We start from the raw sequence: 23,679 nt of genomic DNA on the forward strand, positions 1-23,679 counted from the left end.
AAACTCAATGCTGTGATTAATTAAAATTCAATTTATCATTAATTTAACTTTAATTTTAACTTTAAAATTACCGATTATCGGCAATTGCCAATTGCTGCGTTTCCTTTTCCCTAGGTTTAATGATGGGCGGCTTCGGATTTACATACTCATTAAGTGCCTTAACCACGAGGTCGACATCGCTTGGGTCGAGGTCCTTAAGTATTGGCCTATGGCTCCTATAATTAATAATGTCGCTTGGGTCAATCTCCACGGTCTTAACATCCTCCTCATAATACCTAGCCTTGATGAGCACGTTACCCAGTGGGTTAACCACGTGACTGCCTCCGAAGAACCCAAGCCCATCATACTGCCCCCCCACAGTGTTTACATAAACGGTGTATGCCACGTTTTCAAGGGCCCTCGCCACCATGAATGTCTCGAAGTGAAGTCTCGACATATCCGGTGCTGCGCTTATGTATACATGCACCTCGGCGCCCTTCAGCATCATGGTCCTCGAAACCTCTGGATAGAATGCATCATAGCATATTGCGATACCTACCTTATGACCGTTAATGTTAATTACCGGTATATCGCCCTTGCCAATACCGAAGTACCTATACTCATCAAAAACGCCATATGATGGTAAGTGTCTCTTCCTATAAACGGCTAATACCCCATCAGGCCCCACGGCAACCGCCGTGTTATAAAGTACGTGAGTATCCTCATTTCTCTCTGCAAATCCAACTATAACGTGGCAATTCCTCCTCCTGGCTTCCATTACGAGTCTCGTAATAGTCCTACCACTTATTGGCTCAGCAATTTGAAAGAACAAGTCCTTAGACATATAGCCTGGTAGGTAAAGCTCGGGGGGGTTACTATTAGGTCGGCCCCCCCATCGCCCACGCAGAGCGTATCCATCGCCTTAATCAGCCTATTTAGGTTGAATTCCACATCGCCAAGTTTGCTACTGTATTGCAGCAGGTGTATTCTAAGCATTAATTAATGGCGCATGTGGGGAATTAAAAATACAAACTCCATTTTGCAAATGAGTAAGCATTAAAAGTCCGTGATTATCAGTTACATGTGCCTAAGATAACCCTTGAGAACCTAATACGTATTGATTATGAATACGTGACTCAGAGAATCGTAGACTTTATTAGGTCGTATGTTAAGGATGCGGGAGCAACAGGCGCGGTCATTGGGCTTAGTGGTGGTGTTGACTCCAGTGTTACGGCATACCTACTCGTTAAAGCCTTGGGTAGGGATAGCGTCATTGGTTTAATACTGCCGTATAAGACCACGCCCCCCTGAGGACATTAGGGATGCTAAGTATGTTGCGGAGACCCTGGGCATCAAGTACTACTACATAGATATTGGTAGGATTAGAAATGCCTTTGCTGAGTCAATACCTGAGTTTGATGAGGGCGATAAGATAGCCGTTGGTAATCTCCTCCCAAGGATTAGAATGACACTACTCTATTACTTCGCAAATAGGTTCAATAAGGTTGTGGCAGGAACCGGAGATAAGAGCGAGTTATTGATTGGGTACTTCACAAAGTATGGCGATGGCGGCGTTGACATATTACCAATAGGCGACCTCTACAAGACCCAAGTCAGGTACCTGGGCAGATACCTCGGTTTACCCGATAACATAGCCTTTAAGCCGTCAAGTCCAAGGCTCTGGGAGGGTCAAACAGCTGAGGGTGAGCTCGGCGTTAAGTATGAGGATGTTGATGTGATTCTACACGCACTCGTTGACTATAGGATGAGCGTTGAGCAGGCGGCTGAGGCCACGGGTAAGCCCATTGAGCTTGTGCAGACCGTGTGGCGTAGGGTATTGAATACCGAGCACAAGAGAAAACCGCCAATAGTGCCTAGGATTTCCATGAGGACCTTAGGTATCGACTGGAGAATGCCCGTGAATAAGACCGGGGTGAGCGAGTTCATGGAATAAGCCTTAATAATTCTAGGTCAATCATTACTTAAAAATGAGTAAACCATTATGGCATGTTATTGAGGATCCGGCATACATCATTAATTTATACGCGGGCGTTGTGATAACGCTAATGCTCATAGGCGCCGTAGTGATTTATGTATTAACGCAGTCAATTATTGACGCAGCGTTCACATCACTACCACCAATATTTATAGCACTAATAATGATTGCCGCTAAGAGGGTTATTAAGAGGAATGAGGTTATCATGTACCCTGATAAATTCATCGCATTAAGAGGTTCTGAGAGAATTGAATTACCAATATACGAGATAACCAGGGTTAGGGTAAGGCCCGTGATTAATACCGTTAGAGTCATCAACATGAGGCTAATACCGATATCCTCAATACCAAGACTCAACACCTGGTCCGTAACCTTCATTTCTGGTGATAGGGAGATTGTTAAGGTGTGGATTAATGAGAGTGAATTAGATAAATTAAGGGCGGTAATTAGGAAGTTGTGTAATGAGAGGTTAATATGTATAAACATTGAAAATGCTATGTCCATTTAATGATGAGGACGATAAAGGCGGGACCTGTTGATTATGTGCATCTTGAGACATCCTTTTCAGCAATATGCCCAGTGGATCGTAGCATTGATAATTACGTCATTGAGGTGGAGTATAAGCCAGCATGCAATGATGGTGGTTGTATCTATATAGAATTGAACAGCCTCAGGGAGTATTTAGATGGATTTAAAGACAGGGTTATTTATCACGAGGACCTAATTAACGAGTTAGTAAATGAGTTCGTAAGGACTCTAAATCCAATTGAAATAACGGTAACCCTCATAAGTAATTATAAAGGCATTAAATATGTAATAAGACGTAATATCAATAAACAAGATTCCCAACACGCACCTTAATCTTTATCCTACTTAAGTCACCAGATGCGCCCTCTACGAAATTAGGCTTTCTTAATGAGTTTGCGTATATCATAGCCTTCATCAAGCCCTCTCTATCCCTCGCCTTTATGTACGGCCATAGGTCAACAACGGGCTCCTTATATAGCAGGTCTTTAACCTACCATCACTTGTCAGCCTCATTGTGGTGCAACCTGCACAGAATGTTGGATTGTTATAGTTCTTAACTATCTCAACCTTAACTCCATCAACCTCGTAAATGGGCCTATTATGGAGATCCTTCCTCGTCCCCAGTAACTTGCCGTGCTTATTCAACCAATTAATTATGTCGCTTAAGTCATCGTAGTATCTGGCAAATACGGGGGGGAAGCCATCACCCATGGGCATCAACTCTATTAGCTGAAGAACGAAGCCGTACTTAGCGGCAAACCTTATCATCATTGGTATCTCGTCCGTGTTAAGCCCCCTTAGCACAACCACGTTCAGCTTTATTTGCTTAAAACCCAGCCCACTCACATAGTCAATATTCTCAAGAACCTTATCTAAGGCATCAACTCCAGTTATGAACTTATACTTCCTACGATCTAATGAATGAAGAGATATGTTTAATCTACGTAACCCATGATTAAGTAACTCCTCAGCATAAACATCAAGTAAATAACCATTAGTTGTTAATGAGAGGTCCTTAGGATCAACCTTATTTATTTCATCCACAACCTTGACAATATCTCTACGTAACAATGGCTCACCACCTGTTATCTTAAAATCATCAACACCCAATTCCTTAGCCACAGAGGCCACAAAACCAATGTCCTCGGCACTTAACTCCCTACTCAAAAACTTACCCTGCCCCTCAAAGTGACAAAAGATGCATCTGTAATTACATACGCTGTTGACCACGATCCTAAGCTTTAACCAGGGTCTCCCATAATTATCAATTAGCATTATGATGACATAGCCTAATTGCGCATTTAAAATCATTATTCCTGCATTAATTATGATTAATCAATGAATTTATTACCATGAATCTTATCGGTGAGGTAATCATGGAGGAACTTAAGGCCGTGGGTTGATAATGCCTCAATCTCAACCTTCTTCTTAGTCCTCAGGAAGAGCTCAATCTCCTTCTTCCAGTGATCACTCTGGAACCAGGGATACCTAAGCAATTCCTGGGCTCTCTTCAAATCCCTATCCGTAGCCTTTATCACGTACTCATCACTAATCTTGTAAGCACGTATGTCCGTCGCGGTGACGCCCACGAACTTGGCCTCAGGAGTTGCCAATCTATCACTCTCATAACTGAGCTTTATCGAACCGCTCTTATAGACGCTGTATATGTACCACCCATATGGATCACCGTCAGTCAATACGTAGACTGGCAATCCATACTCCTCATTAAGCCTCCTGACAAACCTCCTCGTTGCCCTATCCGGCATGCCCTTCGCAGTTACCAACAAGCAACTCTCCTTATTCCAGAAACCCTCCCTATTGAGCCTCTGGAATATTGCGTCTTTCTCAATAACGAGCACGTAATTAGCCTCAACCTTAACGATTTCGAGATCATCAGGATTCGGCGGAAGGCTCAGTGCAGTATCGCCAAGCTTCGTTGCATCTATCTCAAAGCCCTTTGACCTAACGATTATTGGCCCCCCCACGACCTTACCCTTAACATCAGCCGAAAGTCCCATCTCCTCCCTGAGGATTCCGGTGGCCACCTCGATATCCTCAATGACAGCGTTGGACTCTGACTGCTCATCCCATGTGTTCTCCCTAATGACCTTATTTATTATATCAGCCTTAAACTCCATGGTGTGTTTACCATTGTAATATAGGTCCCTTATCGTTGGGTAAACACCCTCCCTAATCGCTTGAACTATTAGCCTAAGCATTAGCATTGTCTGCATGAATCTCTTGGACTCCTTGAGATCGAGGAACTTCCTCCTCAGTTTCTCAGGGCCGAGTACCAGCATCTTCTTCTTTGGGTCCCAAATAGTGTTGCTGAGGGTTCTCGATGGTATTTCGAGAATTGGTTCCTCATTATTGAGTATCATGTTTGTTATGGAACTTCCCCAATCCTCAAGAACCTTAAGTACCTCATCTCTGTTCTTAGCCACGGCTCATGACAGAGCGCTCACTATAAAAACTTAACGCCGTGAGGTCATGCTTTAATACTCCAACCCTGTAGTTAATTACGTGACTAACGTAAAGTCACTCAGGGGTAGGGACTTCATAACGCTCATGGACTACACAACAGATGAGATAAAATACCTATTAAGCCTATCCAGGGACTTAAAGTCCCGGTATTACCAGGGTGAGCGGTATAATGACATACTGAGGGGGGGTAAGACACTGCTCATGATATTTGAGAAGCCGAGTACGAGGACTAGGGTGAGCCTTGACGTGGCGGCGACGCAATTGGGAATGCATGTAATTTACTCAAACCCGCAGGAGCTTCAGCTGGGCCGTGGTGAGACCATCGCTGATACCGCCAGGGTTGTGGATAGGTTCGTGGACGCCATTGCAGCCAGGGTGTATAAACACGAGTCATTGATTGAAATGGCTAAGTACGCGGTCGTGCCCGTAATAAATGCGTTGAGTGATAAGGAACACCCACTACAGGTATTGGCTGACGCATTAACTCTATGGGAGGTTAAGGGCAGGCTTGATGGCATTAAGTTGGCATTCGTTGGTGATGGTGATAACAACATGGCGCACTCATTAATGATCATAGGGGGGGCTAAGCTTGGTTGGGAGGTCAGGATAATATCACCGAGGAAGTACTGGCCAAGTAAATTTGCTGAATCACTCACTGAGGATGCGAGGAGGACTGGGGGGGCGAATATAATAATTAGTGATAATATTGAGGATGTCAGGGGCGTGGATGCTGTTTATACAGATGTCTGGGTTAGCATGGGTATGGAGGCTGAGGCCGAGGAGAGGCGGAAGGTATTTAGGCCGTACCAAGTTAATGCCGAGTTAATGAGAAAGGCGGGTCCTCAGGCAGTATTCATGCACTGCCTACCTGCATAGGGGGTGAGGAGGTGACTGACGATGTCATTGATGGACCACAAAGCATAGTCTGGGATCAGGCGGAGAATAGGTTGCACACGGCTAAGGCAGTGTTAATATCATTATTGGCGTAATAATTTACCATGCCCCCCCACCTCAAATTAAATGTTGCAGAGTGTGTAAGTTTTATTAATTAAGGAACCGCCACCACCTTGTATGACGGGGGGGTATAATAAATTACTAGGCATTGCAGCATTGATAATATTAACCTTAGCACTAAGCACATTTGCATTAGCGGGTGGATGGCAACAAGTGATTACGTATGTTAGGTCAATGACAATACATGCGCTGGCGGTTTCATCGAATGATAGTGGCGCCGTAATTAACATAACAATAACGGCCATGAGACCAGGCTCAGGCTACGTATACGTAGCATCAAGCCCACTACCAACTGCTGAGAGTGGTACGTTCCTATCATCATCCCAAATAGCGGCGCTAGTCGCCACTTACCTCGCAAACCAACCATTTAATAAGTATGATTTCCTAATAAATGTTGAGCCGACAACCCTCGAGATAGGTGGTCCATCAGCAAGCGGTTATATGACAGTAGCAATGTGGGCATTAATAACGAATCACACGTTAAATCCCGATGTTGTGATGACAGGGATGATATTGCCAGACGGCTCAATAGGCCCCCCCGTTGGTGGCTTACCCGCCAAGATTAAGGCGGCTGCCCAGGAAGGTTATGAAGTAGTGTTAATACCCTATGGACAACAAATATACCAGACCAGCACTGGGCAGGTAATTAATCTAATAAGTTATGGGAGAAGCCTCGGTATTGATGTAATACCTGTGATGAGTGTTAGGCAAGCTATTTACTACTTCACTGGCGTGAACATGTCAATACCAGCAATACCACCGCAGGCGCTTAAGACCTCCGCGTACGTTAACGTTACGAAATTCCTATGGATGAGGATATACAGTAGGATAGTGAGTACTGGTGCAATAAACTCCACAGACCCCCCCAACGTTTCTAGGTACATTAATGAGGCAATAAACTACGCTAATCAGGCATGTATTACACAGCCGCAAGCCTTGGATTCCAGGGACTAATCAATTATTACCAGGATGAAATGCAGAACTATACGGCCCCACAATTGGAGAACTTACTCAATCAATTAAATAATGAGTTGCAGTACTACGAAAATGCATTACAGCATTATAACGTGACAACCGCCAATATCGACATAGTAATTGGTATTTACGATAGGATCTTTGACGCTCAACAATCACTAAGCGCTGCATCGCAGGACCTGGCGAGTAATGACATAAGCGACGCAATAAGCAACCTCGCCTATGCAAAGGCTAGGATAGAGACTCTAGGTGATTGGCTAGCGGTACTAAATGCTATAAAGGGTGGGGCGCCAATATCGAAGGAGTACCTTGAGGAATTAACGAGTATGTACCTGGTGTATGCACAGTCAATAACTGAGTACACGCTCTCCCTATCAAATGCCGTGGGTGCTTCAAGCTTCGTTCAGAGTATGAACTCGGTGACGCAGGAGGTTCAGGAGGCTCAGAATAATTACCAAAACGGCCTTTACCCATTGGCACTTGCGCAAAGCCTCGATGTCATCTCGAGCAATGATGCGATGCTGCACTTACTATTTACACCAATAATAAATGGGCAGGTAAACACTCAGTACCTAGTTAATATTACGGATTACGTGAGGAAGTTAGCAGTATTCAACACGTATGAGGCGGAGAACAATTGCAATCTATTCCCAATGCTAGCAATATCATATATAGACTTCGGTAATTATTACCTGGCTAGGTATAACTCAACCGGTAACATAAACGACTTAGCAGCTGCACTTCAACTCTATGAATTGGCGGCCTCATACTCACAGGCCCTTTATGAATTAGCCTCATCAACAAACTCGTGCAGCGCCACATTTGCAGTATCAAGTATTGTGCCAATAAATGTAAATAATACCGTAAATGCAGTATTGAATGCACCCTATAATCAATTAGCCAGTTATAACGCAGCACCCCCCCTAGCGGTGGGTATCGCGTTAGTTGCACTCGCCGTGGGGGGGATCGCCATATTCTCAATAAAAAGCCTAAAAACAACCTCATCCAAGCTTGATTAAATGAACATCATAGCAATATTAATAATGGACTTCTTCATAAGCTTCATAGCCAATGCACTGCCATTCTTTGGCGAAGCATATACGGTGTACGCATCACTAACGTTACTAAGCATTAAGCCATCTATTCAGTACGTAGCCCTAGTAATCATTATAACGGCTCTTGGAGCATCAATTTCTAAGAACGTATCATACGCCTTAGGCTATGCACTGAAAAGACCCCTCAGGAGGACGAGCGCCGTGAAATTAATAATGCTGTTGTCTAATAATGCACCGCTGTGGATATTAGTAATAGTACTGGCGGCATTACCTGGGCTACCCCTTGACGACTATGTATACATAGGAACGGGGGGGCGGCGTCAATAAATCCCCCTAAAGTTAAACGCCTACATACTAATTGGCAAATTAATAAAGAGCTCCGTCGAAATACCGATTGAGCTTCTCCTCTTCTCATCAATATACGAAGCCCTTAAACCAAGCATGGGCTTAACAATATTCCAGGTAATCATGGCGATAATATTCACGGTACTCGCTTCGTAATATTCAAAATTGATTGGATAAAAATATACATGAAGCTCCAGGAGAAGATTGGCGTATTACCAAGGATAAACGACCCAGAACAGCCACATAAATGCTTTTGAAGATAATAAAATTGATTTTAATGCGAAACAGCGATTTTTGCTCTTGATCATTAGGTCTGTACTATTCTCTTAGCGAGTGCGTAGATTAGTGGTATTACTATTATGCCAAAGGCTATTGCCAAGCCCCCCCATGACATGGCGTATATTATCTGCGTTATATTGGCGAAGGGCTGCACTATTATTGCGACTGTGACCAGTATGAATATTGCGTAGAGTATTAGCCTTGCGTAACCGAGTACTGTCTTCATCTCTGGGTGTTCCTTACTAATGTCGTTGATCGCCTTATTAACAATGCTGAAGCTAAATAGTAGGATTATTGATGCTATTATTATGTCGTAGAATAGGTACGGGCTTATGTTGGGTATCCAATAGAAGATGGCTAGGTTAGCCGCTATCGTTATTATCACCGCATAAAGACCGAACCTAAGTACATTGATTACCGTTGCAAGTAACTCATCTGTAGTGCCCATCTTCTTCTGCATGTAGTCAACTAATACATCAACGAGTAATAAGCCCAGCGTCAGCAGTATAATGGCACCGGCAAGCGATGGTAGGTACTTAGCGATCATAGCAACCCAAACTGTGGCAGGCCCAAGACTTAACACTGAGAAGGCTATGGCAAGCGCTATCAAAATTATGAAGGCCTCAACAGCACCAGCAATAATACCAACAATCTCAGGGCTTAAACCAGCCTGTTTAATCAAGGCAGGCAAAAGCCTCTTAATGACCTTAGCCACAACGACCGCTATTGCATAGCCTATCAACGCTATTATTATGAAGAGTATTATCGACGGTATAGCAAGTATCAACTCACTTAACATACTAGACAAAGCACTGGATATTGAAGTAGTCGTTTGAAGTATGAGACCAGGCATCGAACATCATTCTTTGAGAACTTTTTAAGCATTACATTATAGATCAAAGTTGAAATATTATTAAAAACCATACTCCTTAGATAAAAGTCAAAAGATAAAAATAATAACACAATCGTACAGTAATACGTAATCATACAATAATCATAAAGAATTCAACTTCTGGTGCGGGGGGGGTGGGATTCGAACCCACGCAGGCCTTCGCCAGCGGATCTTGAGTCCGCCCCCTTTGACCAGGCTCGGGCACCCCCGCAGGAATAATTTATTTTTCACGGTCTTTTTAACTTTTTTGTTTCGATCTTCGATTTATTAGCCGCGCTTTCGTGGTTATGTTCATTTATTTATTTTCATAGATTCTTGTTCAGGTATAGTTTGTCAACGGATTAGGCAAAAATGCATTTTTATAAAGATATAAATTTCGAGGATTCATAACTACTTGGTTACGGACAAGGTTGTTGATGTTGATGTGGCATTAGACGTTATTAAGGATGGTGATGTTATCGCAGTTTCTGGCTTTAACATGGCGATAACCCCCCTGAGTACCTGCTCATTAGGCTTTACGATAGGTATAGGGAGACGGGCATCCACGTGATTTGTTTATAGTCACTGATTCACTGCCTGCGGCTAAGGGACGTGCTCTCGACTTAATTGCTGAGCGTATGATTAAGGATAACGACTTTGGTTTCATTAGGGGGGGTTTCATGATTACGTCTTCGGCGTAGCCCCATCACTTCAGAGGTTAGTTATTGAGAATAGGGTTGAGGCTTACTCATTCCCCCATTGGCGTTGCGACTAGGTGGTTTAGGAGTGTAGCCTCCGGCTTACCAACAATTACTAAGGTTGGCCTTGGGACATTCCTTGACCCTAGGAGGATGGTATTTACTTAAATGATCTTGCTAGGGAAAGGAGGACGTGCAGGGTTGAATTGGTTAATATTAATGGTGATGAGTACCTACTTTATGACTGCCCAAAGCCTAGGGTTGGGTTAATTAGGGGTAGCACTGTTGATGAGTTTGGTAATTTAACGATGAGTGAGGAGGCTATTTACGGATCTGTCTTGGCGATGACTTAGGCCGTTAAGGCTCAGCCAAACCCTGGCATTGTGATTGCCAGGTGCTCTATGTTAGTAGGTTTGTTAATCCCAGGGATGTTCATGTTCCAGGGCCGTTAATTGACTACGTAGTGATCTCACCACCTGAGTATCACACGCAATCTGCCAGTGTTAAGTACGACCCAAGCATCTGCGGCCGTGTAATGTTGAGTAATGCGTGTTTACCGAATAATGATAAGCCTGACTTCGAGTACGTAATAGCGAGGAGGGTTGCGCTTGAGTTTGTGAGGCTTGTGGAGAGGTTGGGTAGGCCAATAGCCGTTAACCTAGGCATTGGGATACCCGCCCTGGCTGCTAGAATAATAAGGAGTGAGGGCATTGAGGACCACGTGGTCACAACCGTTGAGTCAGGGTCCTGGGGGGGTGGAATTGCGCTTGGTGATGATTTTGGGGGGGTCGCAATATCACCTAAGGCAATACTGCCAATGCCAGATCAATTCATAATGTACGAGGGCGGCATCATAGACGCTGCATCGCTAGGGTTCATGCAGGTTGGGCCCAATGGGGGGGATGTAAACCCAAGCTTCCTGCCGGAGAGGGTTACAGGGCCTGGTGGTTTTCCAGTCATTGCTCATGGTTCGCCAAGGCTTTACTTCGCGGGAGCGTTCACGGCGGGTAAGAGGGACATCGCCGTGATTAATGGTAGGCTTGCCATAGTTAGGGATGGGCCAATAATAAAGTTTGTGAAGAAGCCATACAAGGTGGGTTTCAACGCTGAACTCGGCCTTAAGATGGGTAAGGAGGTCCTTTACATAACCGAGAGGGCCGTATTCAGGTTGACAAGTGAGGGCTTGGTCCTTGAGGAGTATGCACCGGGTATCGACATTGAGAAGGATATATTGACTAAGATGGAGTTTAAGCTAATAATCTCGAGACATCTACAGCCAATGGACAACTTAGTATTTAGAGATGGACCCATGGGCCTGCTTGAAGTCGTAGAGAAGTCCGTTAGGCGTTGATTACGGCATAACCCATTATCCTTGGTCTCCTGGGCCTGGCATTAACGTTTATTACTAATGCCCTACCACTAACCATGGGTAATTCCCTGGCTAAGGTGATACTATTACCTTCAACCTTACCCATGACCTTAATGCCGTTGAAAATCACATGAACTTCCCTAGCATCATCACTCCACTTAAACCTGCTGAAACCATTAATAGAACTAATGAACTTAGTACCCGGCTTAACCAACGCCTGTACACCCTCAATATCCTCAAGTCTCACATTCTTAAGCGCCAAACCAACACGCGTGCCCGGCATTACCGAGTCCTGATCCTCATCAAGAACCTGAATGCTCCTAACTTCAACCTCCAGCTTCATTGGATAAGCAATGAACTTGTCATGAACAGACACTTGAGTCAATGCATAACCAAGCACTATAACACCAATACCTTTGACGTTAAATGCCCTATCAATGTAAATAATGCCCCTATCAGGAACTTCGGCATCAAACTCCCTAAATTCAGAGATGAATTTAGAGATGCCTAACTCGCTGAAGTATTTCATGAATAGGTTAGTATCATCTGTAAGAACCACGCCAGGTATTCCAGAGGCCTCAAGCAGTAATGCCTTCTCACCGTCGAGCCAGGTGACCTCATTATTAACCTTGAAGTAGAAGGAGCTTGATATTGAGAGGCTATGGCCTCATCAAGTATGCTGCCTGGGCTTGGTATTAATACGCTGCGTACGAGGTCACCAACCTTCCTATAGTAAACCCTCTCCTCACCTCTATCCTTCTTTCCAAGCATTGACGCTACCCTGAACGCCTCCTGTTCATTCGTTGATAATACGGTTATGATGCTTCCTCGAAGCACGTGGTTGTGGTTAGGGAATTACCGCTTTTAAACCTATCGTATTAATTAGGTAAAATGATCATGGAGGCAGGACGCTGATGATGTCGCTGGCTATCTCAGCGAGCCCAAGCTCCTCAACGGTCCTCCTCCTTGGGTAGCCAGTGCTTGGGTCCCAACCAAGTGTCTCCCAGTACTGCTCCCTCATCCTCTCCACATCCTCCTCAGTCAACTTAACTCCGGCAAGTGGGCCCTCTGGGAATGGTTCGAGAACCCTCTTGGGTAGCTTAAAGTCCTTCTTTGGATTTACTCCCTCCCTAACATTGAATAGCTGCCTAAGCGTGTGTATCCTGTGACCGACCTTAAGCAGCTCCTGCGGTGTGTACTTCATGCCCGTTACTGCGTATATTAAGTCTATGTATGGTAGAGTCCTATAAATTACCTGGGATGCAAATTGGCAGAAGCCCAGGGAGTTCTCAACCTGCGTTGACATGGCTATTATGGCTGCCTTACGACCCTTATCGCTATAGTCATACTTAGGCGATGCGCCCAGGTCCATGCCAATATCGAATGGAGCCCAAAGTTTCTTACCACCCTCACCCCCCCACCAATGTACACCACCAGCCGTGTGCCTAGCCGGTGTTGGATCCGCCGTATAAGTAATGGCTAATCCCGGCAGGAACTGCGGGTGGTGGGATGGCAATTCCTGACCTCCAACGTGCATTGCATACTGCTCGGCACCCCCCCTGCCGATTATCTCGGCGGCCCTCTTAACGCCCTGTCCAAGTATCTTACCAATGCCCTCCGCCTTAGCTATTAACTCAACGAGTTTAACCACAGCGTCGGGATCACCCCCCCACTTAAGCGGGAAGCCAACATCCTTCTCCGTCAGTATCCCCCCTTCTCGTATAGTTCGAAGGCGAAACCCACCACGTTTGCTGTTGATATGGTATCGAGTCCATACGTATTGCAGAGTTCGCCAACATAAACCACGGAGTCTTGGTCAGCATTTAATAATGCAGGTCCGAATAGGGAGGCGGTCTCATACTCAAGCCTATGTCCCTCGACGAGGCCGTACCTGGTGTTTCTTCTTATCCATGCACCGCAAGCCACAGGACAGCTGGCGCAGCCGTAGGGCTTTACATTATCCTTAATAACCGTGTTGGTTCCGAACTTCTCCAGGTTCTTAGTCCCGTAGTCCCTAACGCCAATGCCAGCCCAGTTCTTGATTGGCGTATCACCAGAGAGAACGCTTGTGTCTAGTGTTGATATTGTTCCGTACTTATGCCAAATCTCGTATGCCCTCGCCCTAGTCGTCCTTAGGGCATCGAGCATCTCCTTAATCCTCTGCCTAAGTAAGTCCCTATCATGGATCTCCGGCTTCTTATCACCGACTGCGACTATGGCCTTCAACTTCTTACTACCCATCACAGCAGCAAGTCCGGACCTACCGTAAGCCCTACCATACTCATTAATGATTGCGGCAATCAACTGAAGCCTCTCGCCAGGAGGACCAATACTAACCACCTGAGCGCCTTTGTACCTGCGCTTTAATTCATCCTCAGTCTCCCTGGTGGTCTTACCCCCCCAAAGGTCGACTGCACTTTCTATGTGTATGTCGCCATTATCAATTAGTATGTAGACGGGCTTCTCAGAGGCACCAGTGACAAATATGGCGTCCAACCCAGCTCCAGCAGCTTAGGTCCAAACCTACCGCCGGCGTTTGAGTCGCCCCAGCCGCCAGTTAGTGGTGACTTACCGACGGCCATGGACCTGCCGGTCATTGGAATACCGCTGGCGTTTAGTAGGCCCGATATTATGCCCAGTATGTTGTCGGGGGGCCAAGCGGGTCAACCCTAGGTCTCATGTGGGTGTATAGGAACCAGACGCCCAGCCCATAACCACCCAGGAAATTCCTATAAACCTCATCAGGCACTTGAATCTTCTTGATCTCGCCCGTAGAGAGATTGACGAAACCTACAACCCCCCCATTAACACCTTTAATGGTCACGATAAAGCACTTAACAATACTACCTTTAAAGTTAAACCCGGAGGTTTATGCCGCTAGGACATGGTTATTGCCCTGACCGTGAAATATAGGAAGTAAAATGAGCCTAGGGATTAAGCACGCTCTTCACTCTCTCGTTCCTATGCATATTCTCGAATAAGTATGATGAAACCCAAAGCATTGCGCCAGCTATCATGTAACTACCGCCAATGCCCACGGAATCAGCCAAGTAACCAGACGCCAATGACCCAGCTAGGTACGCAGAGCCCGTGATGAAGTTATAGGCTCCGAGACCCTTGCCCTCCTCACCATTACCAAGTCTCTCGAAGACCATCGCGCTTGACGCCGTGTAAAAGGTTGAGAAGGCAATGCCCGCAGCCAGTGGGTATAGCGTTAGCCCCGTAATGATCATGGCCTCGGGCGTCATTGATGTCAAGCCAATTAGGAAGTATGAAAGTCCCCTAAGTATCAATGCACGGGATGATGCCCTGGCATTACCGCCGAATAAGCGTATTATGCGAGGCGTTATCATGAAGCCCATAATTTGAATCCCCATGCCCACAGAGATTATGGTCATAACTCAAGATCTCGATAAACCACCAATCCTCAGTCCATAGGGGGGGTAAAGAGTGTTGAAGATTTCTGATGAGAAATAGAAAATAATAAGCACCAAATAAAGAGTTACTAACTCGCTTAAACCAACATCACGCGCACGACCACTAACTAATTGCCTACTCAACACTGGCCTCTCACCATTGCTCACTCGCGGCACGGAAATTAATGACCAAGCAAAGGATATAATCGGCAGCAAGCCCATGATGAGTAGTATTGACTTAATGTCCATGAAGCCTGACAATACGGCAGCCGAGACATCACCAATGAGGTAACCCAGCGAACTAATGAAGTTGAGCAAGGAATATGACTCATTAAGCCTATACCTACTCGAGGACTTAACAAGGATGAAGCTCGTGGAAATACCAACGGCGGAGGAGAACAACGATGATGCGGCGTAGTAAAGGGCTATCTGCGGAATATTGGGTGCATAAGTGAGGGCTAGGATGAAGAGGGCCGTTCCGAGGAAACCCAGGGCAAGCACCTCCTTACTACAATACCTATCAAGCAGGAAACCCCACAGCAGCGGCGCAATGATACCCGCCGCAGAGCCCGCAGCATGGCATAACCAACATCAACGGGGCTTCCCCCCCTCAACGAAGCAATCTCAAGAGTAATCAAGGTACCCAACGGACCAATAGCAACACTATACAGCAATAAAGACAATACCCACCAGTACTCCGTCTATCGATAATGCCCATACCATGACAAGCATAGTTTAAGGTCCAATTTAAAACATACCACACGTGAATAATTAAAAACAAACAGGAAATTTACGTGGGTTCATAATTTAAAACATTATCTACGAGCCTCCTAAATGATTATTGGCCCCCCCTCCCTTCTAAATCTATTCCCGTTTACTAGTTTTACGTGTTCCTCAATACTTCTATTAAAGTCATTTGGCCTCTCAATATAGATTGCGTGGCCAGCATTATTGAAGATAACGTACCTGGATAATTCAATGCCATTAAATAACTCCTCACTGGCTTTAATCGAGACTAGCTATCTGCATTGCCGTGCATTATCGTCGTTGGTACATTAATGTTGCCCAGTTTATCGGCATAGTTAGTTGCCAGTATTGCTGCTAATTGACCGAGATAAGCATGGAGTGGCATTCTTAGGTTGTACCTAAGTCTTACGAAGTTCTCAAAGACGTCAGGATTTCTCTTAATCCATTGCTCACTAAATGCCAACTCCAGTTGTGACTTGAAGAAGCCGTAGTCATCATACTGGTTCTTAAGTAATGATAGGAACTCAGTACCTATGCTCGTGGTTATTAATGGCCTAGGCATTGTTGATACTAGGATTAATGACTTAATAAGATCGCCGTACTTAAGTGCGAAGCCCTGAGCTATCATACCACCCATTGAGAAGCCAAGTATGTGAAAGTTCCTTAGATTTAATGCGCTAACGACGCTATATACATCGTCTATCATTTTATCCATGGAGTATGAATCAACAGGTTTATCAGAAAGCCCGACACCCCTATTATCAATTAGGACGAGCCTAAATCTATAAGCCAACTCCCATTGGAAGTGCCAGGTGGTTAGGTCCCAACTAAAGCCCTGTATTAATACGAGCGGTTCTCCATTACCAATAACCTCATAATAAATCCGAGTACCATCCTTAGATGTAGTAAATGGCATGGTTATTTTGCAATTAAGTAATTAATTTAGTAGACTTAAACAGTAACTATATAGTACTATATAACTTAATTCATCACCTCATTCCTTAAAATAATACACTATAAGAACGACGTGCCATGCCCTAGTACTTCATTTCTTCTTTAAGTGTAGAGTTATAAAAAGAGGATAATGCTTATTAAGGATTTTTATAGAAAAATAATGTATGAAGTACGCAGATTTAGTAAAAATGTTTTCGTGGGATGAAGTTAGGAGTTACTTTGAGGGCAATGGTGGGTTAATACGTACTTTCTTGAGGAGGAGTAGTGATCCTGCTGTTATTAGGTTTGATAGGGATTGGAATAGGCAGGTAATGAGTTTTTACGAGGTTACTGAGAAGGCCTTTAGGTTGGCTGGTTGGCTTAGGGATAATGGGGGGGTTAGACCTGGGGGGGATGTGGTTGCAGTGTTGGCTTCTAAGAAGGTGGAGCAGGCCATAGTGCTTTTAGCTACCTGGATTATTGGCGGTGTTTATCAACCATTATTTACGGCATTCGGCCCACTCGCCATAGAGGCGAGAATTAAGGATAGGAAGCCAAGCGTCATGTTTATCCAGGAGGATCAGTATGAAAAGGTTAAGGACCTAAATGTGAAGTTAGTATCCTTCCCAGGTAAGGTTGGTAAAGCGGTATCCTTTGATGAGGCCCTTAATTCCGAGCCTGTTAAGGAGATTAGGGAGCCGGATCTGAATGAAATGGCCATTCTAATATATACTTCAGGGACCACGGGTGAGCCTAAGGGTGCCATGGTGAATTATAGACTGTTATACAATACATATGTTTATATGAGGTATGGCATTGGTCTTGAGGAGGATGACGTGTTTTGGAATGGCGCAGACCCTGGGGTGGGCCTATGGGCTTTATTATGGAATCATAGGTCCACTGATGTTTGGTAAACCCGTCGTATTCCTAGACAAGCCATTCTCCCCTGAGGATACGCTTAAGTTGCTGGAGGAGTTGAAGGTCACCAACTTCACCTTTGCACCAACGGCTTATAGACTAATCATGGGTACCGTAAAGGACATAGGTAGGTATAACCTGAGGGTTAGGAAGCTTAGCTCAGCAGGTGAACCACTCAATCCTGAGGTGATTAGGTGGTTCCAGGAGAAGTTAGGCGTTCCGGTTAAGGATCACTATGGTCAGTCTGAGGTCGGCATGGTCGTCTATAATGGCTGGGGGCTATGAGGCAGACCTGAAACCCGGCAGCATGGGATTGCCAGCACCTGGTTATGATGTGGCCGTGATCGACGATGCATTAGCCATTAAGACCACGTCAGAGGCTTCTGCTTCATGGGTTACATAAACGCACCGGAGAGAACAAGGAATGCCTTCAGGGGGGGTGAGTGGTATCTGACAGGCGATACGGCGAGGATCGACGAGGATGGGTATGTATGGTTCATAGGTAGGCAGGATGATGTTGTTAAGGTATCAGGCTATAGAGTTGGTCCATTTGAGATAGAGAGCGTGCTAATAAAGCATCCAGCGGTCCTTGAGTCCGCCGCGGTGGCTTTCGAGGACCCGGTCAGGGGGGGCCACGTATTCAAGGCATTCGTAGTGCTGAAGCCAGGTTATAAACCAAGTGATGAATTAGCCAAGGAATTAATAAACTTCGTGAGGGAGAACTACTCAAAGCATGTGCATCTACACGAGGTGATATTCGTAGACTCACTACCAAAGACAGAAAGCGGAAAAATACAGAGATATAAATTACGGCAAATGTATGGCAAATAAAAACAATAGGTAAATAACTAGTTTAAACTCTCTCGGCATCCATTGTCAGGTCAAGAGATCGGGCACTATGCGTTATGTAGCCACTGGATATTACGTCAACGCCTGTCCTTGCATATTCAATCACATTATCAGGTGTTATTCCGCCGCTTGCCTCGAGTATCACCCTTCCCTTCAACTCATTAACTATCGGCATTATTTCGCTGGGTCTCATATTGTCGAGTAGTATGGCATCAGCACCAGCTATAGGCCTTAATTGCGTCCTCATACGTAGACACCTCAACCTCAACCTTCTTAGTAAAGCTTGCCCCCCCCTCCTTAATCAACCTAATGAGCTTCTCAAGGTCTCCGTAAATTAATACGTGATTATCCTTAATCAACACCGCATCAGCTAAGTTAAACCTATGCGGGTCGCCACCACCAACCTCTATCGCATATTTCTCAAATGCCCTAAATCCAGGCGTTGTCTTTCTCGTACCGGCAATCCTAACCGCTGGGTTAACGGACCTAGCCAACCTAACCATGGTGCTTGTGGCAGTGGCAATACCTGAAAGCCTTGAGAGGAAATTTAGAGTTAATCGCTCAACCGTTAATAGCTTACTCGCATCACCGATTATCTCCATTATAATGTCACCCTTACGTAGCGCCTCACCATCGCGCTTATGTACAATTACATCAAAACCGAGGTATTTGAGGAATGGTATTATGAACCTAAGCCCAGCGATTATCCCCTCATCCCTAGACTTAATAATACCCCTGGCCCTAATGCCCTCAAGGAACCTACTGGTTATATCCTCTGGATACGCGTCCTCCTCAAGGTAGTTAAGGAGCTTATTTATATAAAGCTCCTCAATCATAGGGACACCCTGAAGTAAATCCTCCTCTGCCAATTAATATCCTTGCCTGGGTAATCGACCCTATAGTGAGTTCCCCCTAGACTCAGTCCTGAGTAGGGCAGCATATGCCGTTAAGTACGAAACCAAGGCGGCGTTGGACTCCCTAGTACTGACGGCCATGTTTACTCGCTCGTAAAGATCCACGGCCTTCCTTAAACCCTCACCGCTCCTAAGTATGCCCACGTACTCCCAATTAACCCTCCTAACCTCATCAATACTCATTAAAGGCCCATTATCCCTAAGCTTTAAAGTCACTATTAAGCCATCGTCAAGCCTCGGTCCAACCCAAGGCTCGCCCAGGTACCTGGGCAGGTTAAACCCCCCCATTACCAGGGCCTCAAGCAGTGAATTGCTGGCTAGTCTATTGGCTCCATGCAGACCTGTATCGGCTACCTCACCAATGGCGTAAAGGCCTTGATGTTTGTCTCACCCCTAACATTAACCCTAAGCCCACCAATTGTGAAATGCGCACCTGGGTAGATGGGCACCCTATCCTTATTACTTAATCCGTGTCTCCTTAAGAAATTACTAACACTGGGAAATTTCCCCTCAAAATCCTCAATACCACTTAAATCCATGTACACCCTATGGCCATTCATTAATTCCATGTATATTGCCCTGGATAGTACGTCCCTCGGAGCCAACTCACCACGTTCATGATAATTAAACGCAAACCTCTCGCCAAATTCATTAACAATCCTGGCGCCCTCACCCCCCCTCAAGGTCTCGGTTAGGAGCATTGTCTCATCGCCCAGGGTGGTTATGGTTGGGTGAAATTGGACAAATTCCATATCCGAAGCCACAGCCCCCCCAGCCCTAAGGGCTATGGCTACCCCCCCATCACCGGTATTTGTTGATGGGTTTGATGTGTATTGCCATAAATACGCATAACCACCCATCGCTAACACTAGGTAATCCACATTACTAATGAGACCCCCCCGTTCCCTAGTCACGAAACCCTTAATCACCCCATCTCTTACCTGCAGTGTCACCAACTCGTCTTCAACAATATTCACGCCGAGCTTAATGGCCTCCTTAAGTAGAAACTCGGTCAATACCCTCCCAGTCTCGTCGGTCTTATGATGAATCCTCCTCCTGGAATGGCCACCCTCAAGCCTTAAGTCATTATCAAATTCAAAGCCCATCTTTATCAATTCCTCAATAATGACGGGCGCCTCACTTGTAAAGTATCTAACGGCTTCCACATCGCAAAGCTCATCGCCAACCCTAAGCGTATCCTCTGCATGCATTTGCGGTGAATCATCAATTGCCGTGGCAGCAGCTATGCCGCCCTTAGATACGTAGCTCGAACCTCCACGCAATTCCTTAGTTATTACAGTAACACCATAGCCAGCCCTCTTAAGGGCGATCGCGGCCGATAACCCAGCAATACCGCTACCGATTATGTATATCAACAGCCTCACCCCTCAAGAAGCTTTCGAGTCCTTTCGAAGGCCTCCCTTATGGCGTCGGCGGTGGATTTCGGTATTTCAACTTTATGAACCATGTCCCGAAGCGTCCTGTAGACCTTATCGAGGGTGATCATCGCCATGAATGGGCACCTAGCATTTGGACCCGTCGTTAATGGGTAAAACGTCTTATTAGGCACCTTAATCCTCAGGGCATTTAGCATGCCTATTTCCGTACCAACCACGAATTCATCATAACCACTATTCCTGGCATACTCAATCATCTGGTTCGTGGATCCCACGAAATCGGCCAGCCTCAACACATTAAGAGGCGCCTCTGGGTGTATCATCACCTTAGCCCCCCCTGGATACTTAGTCCTAACCTCCCTCACCATATCAACCGTGTAATTTGCATGAACTACGCACTTACCGTTGGGAGGCACCTTAATTATACGCTTACCAGTCATGTAAGCAACGTAGTCAGCCAGGTTAGAGTCGGGGCCGAAGATAACCACGTCACTACTCAATCTCTTAATGACCTTAACGGCGGTCGACGACGTAACGATATAATCAGCCAACGCCTTAACATCCACGTTACTATTGACGTAGAGAACCACGGGGGGGACGTTGGGATACTCCTCCTTGACCCGCCTTAATGTGTCCGCGCCAAGAGCATCGGCTATTGTACACCCAGCGCCAGGGTCTGGTGCGAGGACGACCCTATCGTAATTAAGCGCCTTGGCTTGCTCGGCCATGAACCTGACGCCTGCGAAGACTATGACCTCGGCCTTCGTCTCCATGGCCTTAAGCGCCAAGTCGTACGAGTCACCAATGAAGTCGGCAACGACTTGCACGTCATAGTCCATGTAGTTGTGAGCGAGTATTATGGCATTCCTCTCACGTTTTAAAGACAGAACCTCATTAATCAAGTCCTTACTTCCCATTACTAACGGGTTTATCTATACCGTAAGATATTCTCCACCCGGCAAACAAGTAATGTCAGGTATAAAGCTGAATTTCGAAACCCAAGGCAAGAAGTGCCGCCTAAGGCATGGGCGTCAATAACAATCGTGATGGATTATGGAGACTAGGCATATTAATATCCATGCTGGGGGGGAACACTAAGCAGGGCAATCAAGGAGATTATGAAGCATTACCTAGGCAGGCACGAATGGTCTCCGCAGGTGCAAACCTACTCAATGCCTTAACCACATCCCTCCTCCTACCATCATCCCCCCCAGCCCTCCAGTACTTCCTGCAAAGCACATCAACAACCTGCGCCCTAATATCCTCACACCCCCCCTCAACAAGCCTCGCAGGTACTGCAACGACGAAATACCCACCACTCCTATAAACCCCTAACCTGAGAAACAAACTCCTCACCATAACTCCTCCTCAACTCATCAAGAACCCTATAAACCCCCCCAGCCCAATCCCTAACCTTACGCAACAACCTAATTGAACCCCCACTAACAGCCACGGTGAATGGCTCACCACCAACCAAAACCCGCGACTCACCAAGCCTAAACCTAACCTCCATATTGGCAACTTGCTTTATTCTTTGCCATTTCTCTATGCTGAGTATGTCTAAGATGTCTCTCAACATGGGTGGTATAATGTTAATCATTGCCTGGGCTAGGTCTATTGCATAACCTGCGGTAAACGTTATTTGCGTTGCATCTCGACCTGGCTGTGGACTCCATCTAAAGCCTATATAATTTAATCTATTAAGGATTGATTCCCACCTTCTAAGCTTAGTGGTGCCGATTACAAGTTTGATTCTTGGTTTATCCGTGATATATGCGTAACCGTCACCAAGAACTGCGGTTAACATAAATGCCATTAATGTCTCTTTATTATTAAGTACCTCATATGTACCATTCTTAAGTGATTTATGGTTATTAGCCCTTAATTGCCATACCATGGCTACGCCTTCTACATTAACATCAACTGCATTTATAAGTACACGAATCCTACCTGGATATAATAGTGACCAAAGAATGGCTTGCCACGTCTGAGCGGTTCCCATTCTAGGCCTAACTCCATCTATACCTTCATCGGTCTCCGCAAATCCTTTCCGTAATCCCTGCAATATCTTAGCAAAATTCTCGTACTCATCCTTACCTATTACCTTCCGGAAGATATCCGGCACGTCAATGGTTATACCCCTAATCTTCCTAAGTATTAAACGAACTCTTGTACCGCCTAATCTACTTACTTCCAGTATCACGTATTTACCATATACACTAATTGTCAACGTCTTGCCCGTCCTTCTAATGGCTACATCAGCTCTACCGTTTCTTAAATCCTCAATTAGTTTCTTAACTTCATCCCCCCCAATATTATTCTCAATCCAATACTTCCTAACTTCGACAATGTACTGTACGAATCCATTAATAACCTTTAATAAATCATTAACCTCATCGTTGCCGTATCTCCCTCTAAATTTAATCTCAATATCATTCTTAATCTTCAGCAACATTTTCTCATTCTCGCATATCCACCATTGATCTCAAATACACCAATTAATCAATCGTCTAAGCGCTTCAATTAATAAGGCAATAACTCTATTAATCGTTTCCTGATCCTCTACTTCGCCGCTGCACTTAAGTCCGCCCATTCCACCACGACAGAATCTATTCCTCCTAACGAATCCCTCATCCATTTCCATAGTTACGGCCTCTTGACACCGAGCAATAAACATACTATAATCATAATCTCAAAATAATTAATAAATAACTAAGGATATGGTTAGGAAAAGATTAGGCGTATTGTCAATATGAAGCAAGACCTGCAGTATTAAGATTAAAATTCATGGACGTGAATATTATCAGTACTTATGCTGTAAAACCTAATAATTATTAATGAATAATGATCATTACTCATGGAATTTCATAAAATAACCAATAAATTTATGAAAAAGTTTTGGTAGCGGGGGG

At 45.2% G+C, this 23,679-nt stretch carries 25 protein-coding genes, 1 tRNA gene and 7 pseudogenes; 13 read left to right on the top strand and 20 right to left on the bottom strand.

The features are described 5' to 3' along the window. Positions 1–67: 67 nt before the first annotated feature. On the bottom strand, positions 68–823 hold the full coding sequence (locus tag JCM11217_RS06895; protein WP_243678635.1) for a carbon-nitrogen hydrolase family protein: 756 nt from the start codon (positions 821–823) through the stop codon (positions 68–70). A 287-nt stretch (positions 824–1,110) separates the two neighbouring features. Between JCM11217_RS06895 and JCM11217_RS06900 the strand changes: the two are divergent. The 3 genes and pseudogenes from JCM11217_RS06900 to JCM11217_RS06910 all read left to right on the top strand — a co-directional run bounded on the left by JCM11217_RS06900 (position 1,111) and on the right by JCM11217_RS06910 (position 2,836). After that, positions 1,111–1,933 (top strand): annotated as a pseudogene (locus JCM11217_RS06900) (NAD+ synthase). Between the two features lie 34 nt (positions 1,934–1,967). Further along, a complete protein-coding gene (locus JCM11217_RS06905; RefSeq protein WP_054842459.1) occupies positions 1,968–2,483 on the top strand; it encodes a hypothetical protein in 516 nt (171 codons plus the stop codon). Then, on the top strand, positions 2,483–2,836 hold the full coding sequence (locus JCM11217_RS06910) for a hypothetical protein (RefSeq protein WP_243678636.1): 354 nt from the start codon (positions 2,483–2,485) through the stop codon (positions 2,834–2,836). The genes JCM11217_RS06905 and JCM11217_RS06910 overlap by 1 nt, the downstream gene beginning before the upstream one ends. On the opposite strand, the pseudogene moaA reads toward JCM11217_RS06910, so the two are convergent. Both moaA and JCM11217_RS06920 read right to left on the bottom strand, forming a co-directional pair. Beyond that, positions 2,805–3,778, bottom strand: a pseudogene (moaA, locus tag JCM11217_RS06915) (GTP 3',8-cyclase MoaA). The gene JCM11217_RS06910 and the pseudogene moaA sit on opposite strands and share 32 nt — an antisense overlap. 56 nt (positions 3,779–3,834) lie before the next feature. Beyond that, positions 3,835–4,947: a DNA topoisomerase IV subunit A gene (locus JCM11217_RS06920; RefSeq protein ID WP_243678637.1), complete on the bottom strand. Its 1,113-nt coding sequence runs from the start codon at positions 4,945–4,947 to the stop codon at positions 3,835–3,837. Between the two features lie 124 nt (positions 4,948–5,071). On the opposite strand from JCM11217_RS06920, the pseudogene argF reads away from it, so the two are divergent. The 4 genes and pseudogenes from argF to JCM11217_RS14825 all read left to right on the top strand — a co-directional run bounded on the left by argF (position 5,072) and on the right by JCM11217_RS14825 (position 8,358). Next, positions 5,072–5,976 (top strand): annotated as a pseudogene (gene argF, locus JCM11217_RS06925) (ornithine carbamoyltransferase). Positions 5,977–6,058: 82 nt separating this feature from the next. Beyond that, positions 6,059–6,955 carry a S16 family serine protease gene (locus JCM11217_RS06930; protein WP_054842461.1) on the top strand — a complete coding sequence of 299 codons (897 nt, stop codon included), beginning with the start codon at positions 6,059–6,061 and terminating at the stop codon, positions 6,953–6,955. Then, complete coding sequence (locus JCM11217_RS06935; RefSeq protein WP_054842462.1) at positions 6,916–7,995, top strand: hypothetical protein; 1,080 nt, start codon at positions 6,916–6,918, stop codon at positions 7,993–7,995. The genes JCM11217_RS06930 and JCM11217_RS06935 overlap by 40 nt, the downstream gene beginning before the upstream one ends. Continuing rightward, positions 7,996–8,358: a hypothetical protein gene (locus tag JCM11217_RS14825; RefSeq protein WP_243678638.1), complete on the top strand. Its 363-nt coding sequence runs from the start codon at positions 7,996–7,998 to the stop codon at positions 8,356–8,358. A gap of 20 nt (positions 8,359–8,378) precedes the next feature. On the opposite strand, the gene JCM11217_RS14830 is transcribed toward JCM11217_RS14825, so the two are convergent. The 3 genes from JCM11217_RS14830 to JCM11217_RS06950 form a co-directional block, all read right to left on the bottom strand. Then, positions 8,379–8,516 (bottom strand): hypothetical protein, encoded by a 138-nt coding sequence (locus JCM11217_RS14830; protein WP_243678639.1) that lies wholly within the window; start codon positions 8,514–8,516, stop codon positions 8,379–8,381. 167 nt (positions 8,517–8,683) lie between these two features. After that, the gene (locus JCM11217_RS06945; RefSeq protein ID WP_054842463.1) at positions 8,684–9,508 is read right to left on the bottom strand and encodes a hypothetical protein; all 825 of its coding nucleotides are present in this window, start codon (positions 9,506–9,508) and stop codon (positions 8,684–8,686) included. 160 nt (positions 9,509–9,668) lie between these two features. Continuing rightward, a tRNA-Leu gene (locus JCM11217_RS06950) sits at positions 9,669–9,758 on the bottom strand. Between the two features lie 183 nt (positions 9,759–9,941). On the opposite strand from JCM11217_RS06950, the gene JCM11217_RS14835 reads away from it, so the two are divergent. From JCM11217_RS14835 to JCM11217_RS14850, 4 genes are all read left to right on the top strand, one after another. Next, the gene (locus tag JCM11217_RS14835) at positions 9,942–10,097 is read left to right on the top strand and encodes a hypothetical protein (protein ID WP_243678640.1); all 156 of its coding nucleotides are present in this window, start codon (positions 9,942–9,944) and stop codon (positions 10,095–10,097) included. Positions 10,098–10,251: 154 nt separating this feature from the next. Continuing rightward, the gene (locus JCM11217_RS14840) at positions 10,252–10,392 is read left to right on the top strand and encodes a hypothetical protein (protein WP_243678641.1); all 141 of its coding nucleotides are present in this window, start codon (positions 10,252–10,254) and stop codon (positions 10,390–10,392) included. A gap of 38 nt (positions 10,393–10,430) precedes the next feature. Continuing rightward, a complete protein-coding gene (locus tag JCM11217_RS14845) occupies positions 10,431–10,577 on the top strand; it encodes a hypothetical protein (protein WP_243678642.1) in 147 nt (48 codons plus the stop codon). A gap of 41 nt (positions 10,578–10,618) precedes the next feature. Next, a complete protein-coding gene (locus tag JCM11217_RS14850; protein WP_243678643.1) occupies positions 10,619–11,575 on the top strand; it encodes a hypothetical protein in 957 nt (318 codons plus the stop codon). On the opposite strand, the gene JCM11217_RS06960 is transcribed toward JCM11217_RS14850, so the two are convergent. The 8 genes and pseudogenes from JCM11217_RS06960 to JCM11217_RS06975 all read right to left on the bottom strand — a co-directional run bounded on the left by JCM11217_RS06960 (position 11,565) and on the right by JCM11217_RS06975 (position 16,672). Next, positions 11,565–12,152, bottom strand: a complete 588-nt coding sequence (locus JCM11217_RS06960) for a hypothetical protein (RefSeq protein WP_243678644.1) — start codon at positions 12,150–12,152, stop codon at positions 11,565–11,567. The genes JCM11217_RS14850 and JCM11217_RS06960 overlap by 11 nt on opposite strands. Next, on the bottom strand, positions 12,119–12,430 hold the full coding sequence (locus JCM11217_RS14855) for a hypothetical protein (RefSeq protein ID WP_243678645.1): 312 nt from the start codon (positions 12,428–12,430) through the stop codon (positions 12,119–12,121). The genes JCM11217_RS06960 and JCM11217_RS14855 overlap by 34 nt, the downstream gene beginning before the upstream one ends. A 58-nt stretch (positions 12,431–12,488) precedes the next feature. Continuing rightward, positions 12,489–13,298, bottom strand: coding sequence for an aldehyde ferredoxin oxidoreductase C-terminal domain-containing protein (locus tag JCM11217_RS14860; protein WP_243678657.1), 810 nt, complete (start codon positions 13,296–13,298; stop codon positions 12,489–12,491). Continuing rightward, a complete protein-coding gene (locus JCM11217_RS14865; RefSeq protein ID WP_243678658.1) occupies positions 13,295–13,741 on the bottom strand; it encodes an aldehyde ferredoxin oxidoreductase C-terminal domain-containing protein in 447 nt (148 codons plus the stop codon). Before JCM11217_RS14865 ends, JCM11217_RS14860 begins: the two co-directional genes overlap by 4 nt. A gap of 114 nt (positions 13,742–13,855) precedes the next feature. Next, positions 13,856–14,342, bottom strand: a pseudogene (locus tag JCM11217_RS14870) (aldehyde ferredoxin oxidoreductase); the annotation flags it as partial. 178 nt (positions 14,343–14,520) lie between these two features. Further along, positions 14,521–14,970, bottom strand: a complete 450-nt coding sequence (locus JCM11217_RS14875; RefSeq protein ID WP_243678646.1) for a hypothetical protein — start codon at positions 14,968–14,970, stop codon at positions 14,521–14,523. A 24-nt stretch (positions 14,971–14,994) separates the two neighbouring features. After that, positions 14,995–15,537 carry an MFS transporter gene (locus tag JCM11217_RS14880; RefSeq protein ID WP_243678659.1) on the bottom strand — a complete coding sequence of 181 codons (543 nt, stop codon included), beginning with the start codon at positions 15,535–15,537 and terminating at the stop codon, positions 14,995–14,997. Between the two features lie 487 nt (positions 15,538–16,024). Continuing rightward, a complete protein-coding gene (locus JCM11217_RS06975) occupies positions 16,025–16,672 on the bottom strand; it encodes an alpha/beta hydrolase (RefSeq protein ID WP_054842464.1) in 648 nt (215 codons plus the stop codon). Positions 16,673–17,021: 349 nt separating this feature from the next. On the opposite strand from JCM11217_RS06975, the pseudogene JCM11217_RS06980 reads away from it, so the two are divergent. Beyond that, positions 17,022–18,078, top strand: a pseudogene (locus tag JCM11217_RS06980) (acyl-CoA synthetase); the annotation flags it as partial. Positions 18,079–18,210: 132 nt separating this feature from the next. Further along, entirely contained in the window at positions 18,211–18,438 is a 228-nt protein-coding gene (locus JCM11217_RS14885; protein WP_243678660.1) for a hypothetical protein, read from the top strand. A 22-nt stretch (positions 18,439–18,460) separates the two neighbouring features. On the opposite strand, the pseudogene nadC reads toward JCM11217_RS14885, so the two are convergent. From nadC to JCM11217_RS07005, 6 genes and pseudogenes are all read right to left on the bottom strand, one after another. After that, positions 18,461–19,292, bottom strand: a pseudogene (gene nadC / locus JCM11217_RS06985) (carboxylating nicotinate-nucleotide diphosphorylase). A gap of 60 nt (positions 19,293–19,352) precedes the next feature. Beyond that, complete coding sequence (locus tag JCM11217_RS14890; RefSeq protein ID WP_243678662.1) at positions 19,353–19,658, bottom strand: hypothetical protein; 306 nt, start codon at positions 19,656–19,658, stop codon at positions 19,353–19,355. 75 nt (positions 19,659–19,733) lie between these two features. Continuing rightward, positions 19,734–20,755 (bottom strand): annotated as a pseudogene (locus tag JCM11217_RS06990) (FAD-dependent oxidoreductase); the annotation flags it as partial. Then, positions 20,752–21,684, bottom strand: a complete 933-nt coding sequence (gene nadA / locus JCM11217_RS06995) for a quinolinate synthase NadA (protein ID WP_054842465.1) — start codon at positions 21,682–21,684, stop codon at positions 20,752–20,754. The gene nadA and the pseudogene JCM11217_RS06990, both read right to left, overlap by 4 nt. A 199-nt stretch (positions 21,685–21,883) precedes the next feature. Further along, the gene (locus JCM11217_RS07000; protein WP_243678647.1) at positions 21,884–22,114 is read right to left on the bottom strand and encodes a hypothetical protein; all 231 of its coding nucleotides are present in this window, start codon (positions 22,112–22,114) and stop codon (positions 21,884–21,886) included. After that, positions 22,089–23,222 carry a hypothetical protein gene (locus JCM11217_RS07005; protein WP_054842467.1) on the bottom strand — a complete coding sequence of 378 codons (1,134 nt, stop codon included), beginning with the start codon at positions 23,220–23,222 and terminating at the stop codon, positions 22,089–22,091. Before JCM11217_RS07005 ends, JCM11217_RS07000 begins: the two co-directional genes overlap by 26 nt. Positions 23,223–23,679: the final 457 nt, after the last annotated feature.

The organism is Vulcanisaeta distributa JCM 11217 (genome assembly GCF_001316005.1).
In the GTDB taxonomy this organism is placed as follows: domain Archaea; phylum Thermoproteota; class Thermoprotei; order Thermoproteales; family Thermocladiaceae; genus Vulcanisaeta; species Vulcanisaeta distributa_B.